We start from the raw sequence: 10,300 nt of genomic DNA on the forward strand, positions 1-10,300 counted from the left end.
CCGGGGTGGTCGCGCTCGAGCGCGGCGACGGCCCGCGGCACGAGGGTGGCGGCGGCCGAGGGGTGGGCCGCCAGGCGGACCCGGCCGCGTCGCAGCTGGGTGAGCCCGGCCAGCTCCTCCTCGGCCATGTGCAGGGCGGCGGCGATCGCGTCGGCGCGCACCATCAGCGCCCGGCCGGCCTCGGTGGGGGTGACGCCGGCGGGGCCGCGCAGCAGCAGCGGGCAGCCGGCCGCACGCTCGAGGGCCTGGAGATGCTGGCTGACCGCCGACTGGGTCCAGCCGAGCTCGCGGGCGGCGGCGGTCAGCGAGCCCGCGCGCACCGCGGCGCGGAAGACCAGCACGCGTCGGGGATCGAGGCTCACGCTCCCAGCGTGCCACCGATCGCGCTCCAAGGCCATCAGCAATGCTGATGCCCCTCGTCAGGAGATGGGGGATTCCTAAGGGCTCCCGCCTCGCCGAGACTGGATCCATGAGGACGATCGGCCTGGTGGGCGGCATGAGCTGGTACTCGACGGTGGACTACTACCGCCTGATCAACACCGCGGTGCAGGAGCGGCTCGGCGGCCACGCGTCGGCGCCCCTGACGCTGCAGTCGCTGGACTTCGCGCAGGTGCGGGCCCTGCAGGTCGCCGAGGACTGGGACGGCGCAGGGCGCCTGCTCACCGACGCCGCCCTGCGCTGCCAGGACGCCGGCGCCGAGACGGTGCTGATCTGCACCAACCTCATGCACCGCGTGGCCGACGCCGTCGAGGACGCCCTCGACGTGCCGCTGCTGCGGATCACCGACGCCGTGGCCGACGCCGCCGCCGCACGCGGCGTCGAGCGCCTCGGCCTGCTCGGCACCCGGTGGACCATGGAGGAGGACTTCTACGTCGGCCGGCTGCGCGCCCGCGGCCTCGAGGTCGTCGTGCCCGACGCCGCCGACCGCGCCGAGGTCGACCGGATCATCTTCGCCGAGCTGACGCAGGGCGTCGTCGACGCCGCCAGCGCGGCGACCTACCGGCGCATCACCGAGGGCCTCGAGGCCGAGGGCGCGGGCGCCGTGGTGCTCGGCTGCACCGAGATCCAGCTGCTGCTCGGGCCCGACGACGTCCGCGTGCCCCTGCTGGACTCGATGGCCGCGCACGCCGAGGCGGCCGCGCGGTTCTGCCTCGACGCCGCGCCGGTGCCGGCCTGAGGGACGGGCTGAGGGACGGGCTGCGGGACGGGCTGAGGGACGGGCTGCGGGACGGGCTGAGCGACCTCAGCCGGAGGCGGCGGCCAGCGCGGCCAGCGCCTCGAGCGCCCTCGGCGCGTCGGCGGTGACCATCGGCCCGATGTCGGCGGCGCCGGGCCCCTCGATGCGGGCCTCGACGACGACCAGCGCCCCGTCGGGGTGCTCCTCGACGCGGTGGTCGATGGCGATGACGAGCTCGCCCATCCGCAGCTCGTCGACGTAGCGGGAGCCGGGCTCGACGACCGTGAGCTCGACCGGCGCGACGATGCCGCCGGCCAGCGTCAGGGTGCCGGTGGCGCCGGCCACGAAGGGGCCGGGCAGGTCGACGGCGTCGACGGGCGGGTCCCACCGCGGCCAGGTGGCGACGTCGCTCCACAGCCGCCAGACGGCCGCGGGCGGGGCCGGGACGACGATCTCGCCGCGGTGCTCGAAGGTCATGGTCCGCAGACTAGAACACGTTCTCGTCGCGCCGCACGCGCAGCACGCCCTCCGGTCCGCGCACGGCGTCGCCGGGCAGCACCGCGACGGCCCGGCCGCGCGGCGCGGGACGCTCGGCCGCGCCGCGCACCAAGGTGACGCCGTCGACGTCGGGCAGGGCCACCAGCAGGTCGCCGTCGACCCGCCAGCGCAGACCCGCCAGCGCCACGCCCTCGCCGACGGGCGTGCTGCCGGCCGGCCCCTCGAGCAGCCACGGGCGGCGCCGCTCGCGCAGCCGCACGGCGAGCTCGGCGGTGACGTCGACGGGCGGGGTCGGGCGCGGCGGGGCCGGGCGGGCCCGGGCCGGGCGGCGGGCGTCGAGCACCACCAGCCCCACGAGTCGGTCGAGCGGGGTGCGGCGCCACGGGTCCGGCGCGGCGTCGAGCAGCAGCCGCGGCGCCGCGAGGCCCAGGCTCAGCACCACGAGGCCGAGATCGCCCAGCGCGAGGAGGGCCACCTGCCCGGCGCCGGGTCGCGCGCCGCCCTCGGCCACGACGCGCAGGCGCAGCATCACGCCGCCGGGCGAGGCGCCGAGCGGCACGAGCACCGCGCGGCCGGCCACCGCCGCCAGCAGCGACAGGACCGCCGCGAGCAGCGGCCCAGCACCGGCGGCGACGGCGAGGCCGGCCGGCGGGCCGCCGAGCAGCAGGACGTCGACCACCTCGCCCGTCCGACGTCGCTGCGGGGACGCGGGCCGCGGCGCGCTCACGTCGCCTCCCCCGCCACCACCTCGACGACCACGCCCTCGCCGAGGTCGAGCCGGTCGCCGACCGCGACGACCACCGGCTCGCCGGGCAGCAGGCTGCGGGCCGGCGGCCCCACCAGCACGGTGCCGTTGGTGGAGCCGAGGTCGGTGGCCAGGACGGCGTCGGCCAGGGGGTCGGCGCGCAGCTCGAGGTGGGTGGCCGAGATCTGCTGGCGCGGGCTCGCGACGGCCACCGCCCGGGCTCCCCCGGTGGCCAGCGGCGCGCGCCCGAGCACGATCGGCCCCTCGAGCCCGTGACGCGAGCCGTCGGGCAGTCGGATCGCGGGGGCCGGGAGCGCGGCCGGCACCGGCGGCGGCTCGACCGGGACGTCCGGGCGCGCCGCCACCAGCGGGCCGGTGGGATCGAGCACGGCTCCGGGCACCTCGAGCACGACGCCGTCGGCCGAGGCCAGCACCGGGGCGGACGGACCCGTCGGCGTGATCGGCGAGGACGGCGCGGGCCGCCCGAGCACGACGCGTCCGGGCCCCCGCCGCCGGTGGACGGCCCACGGCTCGCCCGGCGCGGACGTCAGCGTCTCCTCGGGGCCGGGCTCCCAGCCGACGGGGACCCCGCCGCGGACGAGCACCCGCACCTCGTCGCCGTCGCGCACGGCGACGGCGAGGTCGGCCAGCGCCTGCAGCGGCCGCGGGCCCGACGCCGCGAGCACGGCGTCGAGGAGCCGCTCGAGCAGCACCGGTCCGCTCTCCGCCGCGGTCGCGCCGTCGTGCAGGGCCTCCCAGGCCGCGGCCCCGGCGGCCCGGGCGGTCGCCGGCAGCAGCAGGACGGCCCGCGGGTGCGCGACCACGAGAGCCGCCTCGAGGCTCATGCCGCGCCCGCTAGCGTTGAGGGGATGACCACCGTGGGACACCGCTCGCTCGCCGACCAGCTGCGCAGCTGGCCGGACGAGCGGCTCGCCCACCTGCTCCGCGTCCGTTCCGATCTCGCCACGCCTGCTCCTCAGGACTCTGCTCAGCTGGCCTCCCGCGCGGCGACCCGGTCGTCGGTGCTGCGGGCACTCGACCAGCTGACGCGTCTGGAGCTCTTCGTCCTCGATGCCCTCGTCGTCGCCGGCTCAACCCTGCGATCCGACGTCCTGGGGATGGTGCACGCCGACGAGGCCGCCGTCGAGGCCGCCCTGGAGCGCCTCGTCGACCTCGCGCTGGCCTGGGAGGCCGAGACCGGGCTGCGTCCGCTCACCGGCGTCGTGGAGGCGCTCGCGGGCGGGCCGGGCACCAGCGGCCTGCGTCCGGCCTCGGCCGACCCGGCGCCGGCCGACGACATCGTCGCCCGCGTCGAGGCGCTCTCCGAGCCGGCCCGGGCCCTGCTCGACCACGTGCTCGAGCAGGGCGGGCAGGCCACCACCGAGGCCCGCGTCCCGCTGCATCCCGACGAGGCCCGCACGCCCGCCGAGGAGCTGCTGGGCCGCCGCCTGCTCCAGCCCCGCGGCTCGGGCACCGTCGTCCTGCCCGGCGAGGTCGGCCTCGCGCTGCGCGGCGGTCGCACCACCCTCGAGCCCGTCGACGACCTGCCCGAGCTCGCCACCTCCGAGCGCGCGGCCACCCTCGTCGACCGCACCGCCGCCGGCGCGGCCTTCGAGGCGCTGCGCCGCGTCGAGCTGCTCCTCGACGAGTGGGGCCTGCGCCCGCCGTCGGTGCTGCGCAGCGGCGGCCTGGCCGTCCGCGACCTCAAGGCCACCGCCGCGCTGCTGCAGACCGACGAGTCCGCCGCGGCGCTGTGGGTCGAGCTGGCCCACGCCGCCGGGATGCTCAACACCGGGCTCGGCCCCGACGGCGACGTCGCCTGGCTGCCCACCGACCGCGTCGACGCCTGGAGCGAGCTGCCGCCGGCCGAGCGCTGGCTCGCGCTCGCGCAGGCCTGGCTGGAGAGCCCGCGGCTGCCCGGACTCGTCGGGCGACGCGACACCGCGGGCAAGACCTGGAACGCGCTCGCCCCCGAGCTCACCGGCGTCCACCAGGTCGAGACCCGCCGGATGACCCTCGAGGAGCTCGCGGCGCTGCCCGCCGGCGTCACCCTCGCCACCGGCACCGGCCTGCCCTCGCTGGTGGCCCGGCTCGCCTGGCTGCGTCCGCGTCGCCCGCGCACCCGCGCCGACCAGGTCGGCTGGGCGGTCTCCGAGGCGGCGCTGCTCGGGATCACCGGCCTCGACGGTCCGGCGTCCTACCTGCGCCCGCTGCTCGACGGCGACGCGGAGGCCGTCGTCGAGACGCTCGCCGGGCTGCTGCCCGACCCCGTCGACCACGTGCTGCTGCAGGCCGACCTCACCGCCGTCGCGCCCGGCCCCCTCGAGAACGGCCTGGCCCGACGCCTGCAGCTGCTCGCCGACGTGGAGTCGCGCGGCGGCGCCACCGTCTACCGGTTCACCCCCGGCTCGGTGCGCCGCGGCCTGGACGTCGGCTGGTCGGCGGTCGAGATCCACGCCTTCCTCGACACGGTCTCGCGCACCCCGGTGCCCCAGCCGCTCACCTACCTCGTCGACGACATCGCCCGCACCTTCGGCAGCATCCGCGTCGGCCACGCCGAGGCCTACCTGCGCGCCGACGACGAGGCCGCGCTCGCCGAGCTGCTGCATCACCCCAAGGCCGGGCCGCTCGGCCTGCGCCGCCTCGCCCCCACCGTGCTGGTCAGCACCACGCCCGTCGACGTCCTGCTGCCGCGGCTGCGCGAGCTCGGCGCGGCGCCGGTCGTCGAGGCGCCCGACGGCACCGTCCACGTCGCCCGGCCCGACGCCCTGCGCGCCCGGGTGCCACGGGACGTGCGCGACTCCCGCGGCCCCTCCCACCGCCGCGCCCGCGAGGCCGCGCGAGTCTCGGCGGTCATCGCCGGCCTGCGCTCCGGCGACCGCGTCGCCCCCGTGCGTCCGACCCCCGGCGCCCCGCCCGTGCCGCAGAGCCCGGCCGGCACCTCGGCGGCCCTGCGCGAGGCCGTCGAGCGCGGCGATGCCGTCGTCATCGGCCTGGTGGGCGACGACGGCGTGCGCGACGAGCGCGTCGTCGAGCCGCGCTCGGTGGAGGGCGGACGGCTCGTCGCCCACGACCACCGCAGCGAGGACCTGCGCTCCTTCGCCCTGCACCGCGTCGTCAGCGTGCGGCCCGCTTCGCCCGCTCCGTAGGCTGGGCCCTCGTGAACGACGGCCCCCTCATCGTCCAGTCGGACAAGACCCTGCTGCTGGAGGTCGACCACCCGCAGGCGGCCGAGTGCCGCAAGGCGATCGCCCCCTTCGCCGAGCTCGAGCGCAGCCCCGAGCACGTGCACACCTACCGGCTCACGCCGCTGGGCCTGTGGAACGCCCGCGCCGCCGGCCACGACGCCGAGCAGGTCGTCGACACCCTGCTCACCTTCAGCCGCTACGCCGTGCCGCACGCGCTGCTCGTCGACGTCGCCGAGACCATGGCCCGCTACGGCCGGCTGCGCCTGGAGAAGCACCCCGTCCACGGGCTCGTGCTGGCCTCCTCCGACCGGCCGGTGCTCGAGGAGGTGCTGCGCGCCAAGAAGGTCGCCGGCATGCTCGGCACCCGGCTCGACGACGACACCGTCGCCGTGCACCCCTCCGAGCGCGGCAACCTCAAGCAGGCCCTGCTCAAGCTGGGCTGGCCGGCCGAGGACTTCGCCGGCTACGTCGACGGCGAGGCCCACGCCATCGACCTCGACCCCGAGGGCTGGTCGCTGCGGCCCTACCAGAGCGAGGCCGTCGAGTCGTTCTGGCACGGCGGCTCGGGCGTCGTCGTCCTGCCGTGCGGCGCCGGGAAGACCCTCGTCGGCGCCGCGGCCATGGCCCAGGCCCGCGCCACCACGCTGATCCTCGTCACCAACACCGTCTCCGCGCGGCAGTGGAAGGACGAGCTGGTGCGGCGCACCTCGCTCACCGAGGACGAGATCGGCGAGTACTCCGGCACCGTCAAGGAGATCCGGCCGGTCACGATCGCCACGTACCAGGTGCTCACGACCCGCCGCAAGGGCGTCTACCCGCACCTGGAGCTGCTCGACGCCCGCGACTGGGGCCTCATCGTCTACGACGAGGTGCACCTGCTGCCCGCGCCGATCTTCCGGATGACCGCCGATCTGCAGGCCCGCCGGCGCCTGGGCCTCACCGCCACGCTCGTGCGCGAGGACGGCCGCGAGGGCGACGTCTTCTCCCTCATCGGCCCCAAGCGCTACGACGCGCCCTGGAAGGACATCGAGGCGCAGGGCTGGATCGCGCCCGCCGACTGCGTCGAGGTGCGGGTGACGCTGCCGAACGCCGAGCGACTCACCTACGCCACCGCGGAGCCCGACGAGCGCTACCGCCTCGCCTCCTGCACCCACCACAAGGTCGACGTCGTCCGCTCCCTGGTGGCCCGGCACGGCGACGCCCCGACCCTGGTGATCGGCCAGTACCTCGACCAGCTCGACGAGCTCGCCACCGCCCTCGACGCCCCCGTCATCACCGGCGAGACCAAGGTGGCCGAGCGGCAGCGGCTCTTCGACGCCTTCCGCACCGGCGAGATCACCCGCCTCGTCGTCTCCAAGGTCGCCAACTTCTCCATCGACCTCCCGGCCGCCGAGGTGGCCATCCAGGTCTCCGGCTCCTACGGCTCGCGCCAGGAGGAGGCCCAGCGCCTGGGCCGGCTCCTCCGCCCGGGCCGCGACGGCAAGGTCGCCCGCTTCTACACCGTCGTCGCCCGCGACACCGTCGACGCCGACTTCGCCGCCCACCGCCAGCGGTTCCTCGCCGAGCAGGGCTACGCCTACCGCATCGTCGACGCCGACGACCTCGCCGTCTGACGCCGGCCCCCAATTACCCGGCTGACCGGGTAATTGACCGCGGCGCGGCGTGTCTCGCAGGTCTTGAGGCTCCAGAACCTGCGAGACACGTCAGAGCGTCGGAAGCGGACCGCGGTCCGCCCCGTGCTCAGCAGGCTCAGCGGGCGTCGCGCACCTGCACGGGGATCGTGAAGACGCGGCTGCCGCGGGAGAACCGCACCGTCAGCTGCTCGACGCCCTCGCGCAGCGTGTCGCGCCGGGTCGGGATCTCCAGGCGCGCGGTGCGCCGGCCGGGCTCGAGGTAGAGCGAGAGGTACGGGCCGATGCTGGCCAGCGACCGGCGGACGTCGGCCTTCTCGGTGCGCTCGAGGAGCCACGGCCGCGGGACGTCGTTGCCGCGCAGCGGGGTGCCCCGACCGGCGACCACGGTGATGTTCCAGTCGTAGAGGACCCGACTCGTGCGGTCGGCCCGCAGCTCGAAGACGATCGACTGCCCCTCGGTGACCCGCGAGCGCAGCGCCCGGACGGTCATCCGCGGCGTCGGGTCGTCGTCGACGACGGTGGCCAGGGCGACGTAGCGGTCGGTGGTGGCCCCGGTGACCGGCCAGATCGACACCTGCGTCGCGAGCAGGGTCTCGTCGTCGATGCGGTTCGACTCGTAGGGCACGGTGATCGTGGCCTCGCTCTGGCCGGGGGCGAGGTCGAGCGGGAAGCGCTCGTTCGTGCCGGGGCGGGCGCCGTAGAGCTGGACGACGACGCGCGCGGGCCGCGTCAGGCCGCTGACCTGCACCGGCACCCGCAGGTGCCGCACGCTCGGGCTCCCGTCGCCCTCCTTGACGCGCACCGCGCCGACCGACACCAGGCCGGCTCGTCGCGTCGGCACGGGAGCGAGGGCGTCGGGGGCGGAGGAGAGGTCGGCCACCCACACCCGGCCCCGGCTGGAGCGGGCCACGAGGTCGACGGCGGTGACGTCGGCGAGATCGACGCCGGCGGCGCCGGAGGGGTCGACGACCAGCGCCTGGCCCCACAGCTGCGTCAGGCCGTCGGCGAGGGCCGGCAGCGCGCCGCCCTCAGGACGAACGGTGGCGCGGTGGCCCTCGCCGTCGGTGATCCGGACGTCGAGGTCGGCGTACCCGACGCGGGGGTCGACCAGGGTGCGCAGCTCGAGGCGGCGCCCGGTGAGGTCGAGCGGGCGCTCCAGTGCGAGGCCGCCCGTGGCACCGGGCCGACTCCAGTCCATCTGCAGGAAGGTGCGGGCCACCTCGGGGCTGCCGTCGGCGGTCCAGTGCGGCACCGCCTGCCACTCCAGGCCCAGACCGCACTTGGTGCGTGAGGTCGTCGCGGAGGTGGCGACGCCGGCGCACAGGGAGGTGCGCGCGTTGCCGGCGGTGAGGCTGCGGCCGGCGTCGGAGCCGGGACGACGGACGTCGCGCCCGCCACCGATGGCCGCGACGTGCACCGTGGCGCCGCCGATCGACGGCACCGTCACCGGGCTGCCGTCGAGGAGCGGCAGGAGGTCGCCCTCACCGGTGAACAGGCGCACCGCGCCGGCGACGTAGGTGGCGCCCACCGCCCGCTGCTGCGCGGCGGTGAGGCGCGTCGGGGAGTCGGTGCCGCACGACGCGTCCGCCTCGCCGCCCCAGTCGTCGTTCGCGGGCGCCGTGGTCTCCCCCGGCGTCCACTCGGTGTTGAAGTAGTTGTGGTTCGCGCCCATCACCAGCACCGAGGACCGCAGGGCGGTGTCGTCGCGCAGCGGGTCGCGGGCGACGTCGACGAACTTCTGGCCCTGCAGGTCGGAGACGTCGCCGTCGCAGGCCGGCAGCAGCACCTCGGTGGGGATGTAGGGGGCGGTGTGCGCGGCGAAGTCGGTGGGCGCGATGAGCACCTGCCCGACGATGCGGTACGGCGCGGACAGCGGGATCTGCAGCGCGGCGCGGTCGACGCCCTCGCCGCCGCGGCTGTGGCCGACCAGCACGACCTTCGAGAGGTCGACCTGGTGGTCGGCGGCGATCGAGGCCCAGTGGTCGAGGTGGGCGCGGACGATCTGCGCGCGGGCGTCGGCGCCGCCGTCGTCGAGCGCGTAGTCCTGGGCGTTGATGCCGTTGACGCGGATCGAGACCGTCGTGAGGCCCTGGCTGGCCAGGAGGCGCTGGACGTAGTCGTAGCCGAGGTGGCTCTGGATCTCCTGGAAGGGCGCACGGCAGGGCCACGCGTCGGAGTAGGCCTCGGGGTCGTCGGGGTCGAAGCACACGCCGTGCCGGCCGTGCAGGAACAGCACCAGCGGTCGCGGTCCGGTGGCCGCGTCGGCGGTCGGCTCGACGACGTGGCCGACCATCTCGATCGGCTCGGGCATGCCGGCGACCTTCACCGACGGCAGCGTGTAGTCGCTCGTCGCCACCTCGAAGGAGCCGGGCGTGCCGGGGTCGGACGGCAGGCCGGCCAGCGTCCCGGCCTGCGCTCCGGGCGCGGCCTCGCGCCGGCCCGACGGCGGGGTGGCCGTGCGGCGCGCGCTCGTCGCGGCCTCCGCGGCGGCGGCGAGGTCGTCGCCGGGCTCGTCGAGCCGGTCGCCCGACAGGAGGACGTCGAGATCTCCCACGCGAGGTCGGGCTCCGGACACCAGGGCCCGGACGCGCCGACCGTCGCCGGCCAGCGTCGTCACGCCCACCGTGGCGTCGGCGGCGGCATCGGCGCTCAGCCGGACCGTCGGCCGGTCCGAGCCCATCGGGAGCCGGCTCGGACTCGTCCAGGAGACCTCCCAGCGGCCGGGGCCGTCGGCCCGGACCGTCCAGCGGCCGTGGGGGGCCGACACGGACGGCGCGCTCGCGACGGTGGAGGTCGCCGGCGACGCCGCCTGGGCGGGCAGGGTGGCGACGAGGCAGGCCGCGCTGGCGGCGACGGCGAGGAGGCCGCGGGTGGCGGGCAGGTGCATCGGGAGTCCGTCCTTCGTGGGGTCACTGCTCCTACTGACGCCGCCCGCCCGCAATCGGTTGCGTCCGGCGTCCCGGTGACCCTCGCACCTCGCGGGCCCGTCCGCCAGGGTCGTGCAGGTCCTCCTGACGACGCCGGGGCGGGGGGGGGGGGGGGGGGGGGGGGGGGGGGG

At 76.8% G+C, this 10,300-nt stretch carries 8 protein-coding genes; 3 read left to right on the forward strand and 5 right to left on the reverse strand.

Annotation, left to right across the window (positions count from 1 at the left end):
* Positions 1 to 362, reverse strand: a 362-nt coding sequence (locus tag ACZDWJ_RS14350; RefSeq protein WP_463521813.1) for a LysR family transcriptional regulator, incomplete at its 3' end; no start/stop codon positions are given.
* 107 nt (positions 363 to 469) lie between these two features.
* On the opposite strand from ACZDWJ_RS14350, the gene ACZDWJ_RS14355 reads away from it, so the two are divergent.
* Positions 470 to 1,177, forward strand: a complete 708-nt coding sequence (locus ACZDWJ_RS14355) for an aspartate/glutamate racemase family protein (protein ID WP_463521815.1) — start codon at positions 470 to 472, stop codon at positions 1,175 to 1,177.
* A gap of 66 nt (positions 1,178 to 1,243) precedes the next feature.
* Here ACZDWJ_RS14355 and ACZDWJ_RS14360 read toward each other — a convergent pair whose 3' ends face one another.
* Genes ACZDWJ_RS14360 through ACZDWJ_RS14370 form a run of 3 tightly spaced genes read right to left on the reverse strand, consistent with a single transcriptional unit; the run spans position 1,244 to position 3,265 of the window.
* Positions 1,244 to 1,654: an SRPBCC family protein gene (locus ACZDWJ_RS14360; RefSeq protein WP_463521817.1), complete on the reverse strand. Its 411-nt coding sequence runs from the start codon at positions 1,652 to 1,654 to the stop codon at positions 1,244 to 1,246.
* 10 nt (positions 1,655 to 1,664) lie between these two features.
* Positions 1,665 to 2,402 (reverse strand): hypothetical protein, encoded by a 738-nt coding sequence (locus ACZDWJ_RS14365; protein WP_463521819.1) that lies wholly within the window; start codon positions 2,400 to 2,402, stop codon positions 1,665 to 1,667.
* Positions 2,399 to 3,265: an FHA domain-containing protein gene (locus ACZDWJ_RS14370; protein WP_463521821.1), complete on the reverse strand. Its 867-nt coding sequence runs from the start codon at positions 3,263 to 3,265 to the stop codon at positions 2,399 to 2,401. The genes ACZDWJ_RS14365 and ACZDWJ_RS14370 overlap by 4 nt, the downstream gene beginning before the upstream one ends.
* Positions 3,266 to 3,289: 24 nt before the next feature.
* Between ACZDWJ_RS14370 and ACZDWJ_RS14375 the strand changes: the two genes are divergently transcribed.
* Together ACZDWJ_RS14375 and ACZDWJ_RS14380 are read left to right on the forward strand one after the other, a co-directional pair.
* Entirely contained in the window at positions 3,290 to 5,569 is a 2,280-nt protein-coding gene (locus tag ACZDWJ_RS14375) for a helicase-associated domain-containing protein (RefSeq protein WP_463521823.1), read from the forward strand.
* 11 nt (positions 5,570 to 5,580) lie between these two features.
* Entirely contained in the window at positions 5,581 to 7,221 is a 1,641-nt protein-coding gene (locus ACZDWJ_RS14380) for a DNA repair helicase XPB (protein WP_463521825.1), read from the forward strand.
* 136 nt (positions 7,222 to 7,357) lie between these two features.
* On the opposite strand, the gene ACZDWJ_RS14385 is transcribed toward ACZDWJ_RS14380, so the two are convergent.
* Positions 7,358 to 10,129: an alpha/beta hydrolase gene (locus tag ACZDWJ_RS14385; protein ID WP_463521827.1), complete on the reverse strand. Its 2,772-nt coding sequence runs from the start codon at positions 10,127 to 10,129 to the stop codon at positions 7,358 to 7,360.
* Positions 10,130 to 10,300 lie beyond the last annotated feature (171 nt).

The organism is Nocardioides sp. B129/18 (assembly GCF_055282735.1).

What these genes read in the sequence shown, in the direction of transcription:
- ACZDWJ_RS14355 (WP_463521815.1), top strand. Translation starts at nt 470, where the DNA reads ATGAGGACGATCGGCCTGGTGGGCGGCATGAGCTGGTACTCGACGGTG.
- ACZDWJ_RS14360 (WP_463521817.1), bottom strand. Translation starts at nt 1,654, where the DNA reads ATGACCTTCGAGCACCGCGGCGAGATCGTCGTCCCGGCCCCGCCCGCG.
- ACZDWJ_RS14370 (WP_463521821.1), bottom strand. Translation starts at nt 3,265, where the DNA reads ATGAGCCTCGAGGCGGCTCTCGTGGTCGCGCACCCGCGGGCCGTCCTG.
- ACZDWJ_RS14375 (WP_463521823.1), top strand. Translation starts at nt 3,290, where the DNA reads ATGACCACCGTGGGACACCGCTCGCTCGCCGACCAGCTGCGCAGCTGG.
- ACZDWJ_RS14385 (WP_463521827.1), bottom strand. Translation starts at nt 10,129, where the DNA reads ATGCACCTGCCCGCCACCCGCGGCCTCCTCGCCGTCGCCGCCAGCGCG.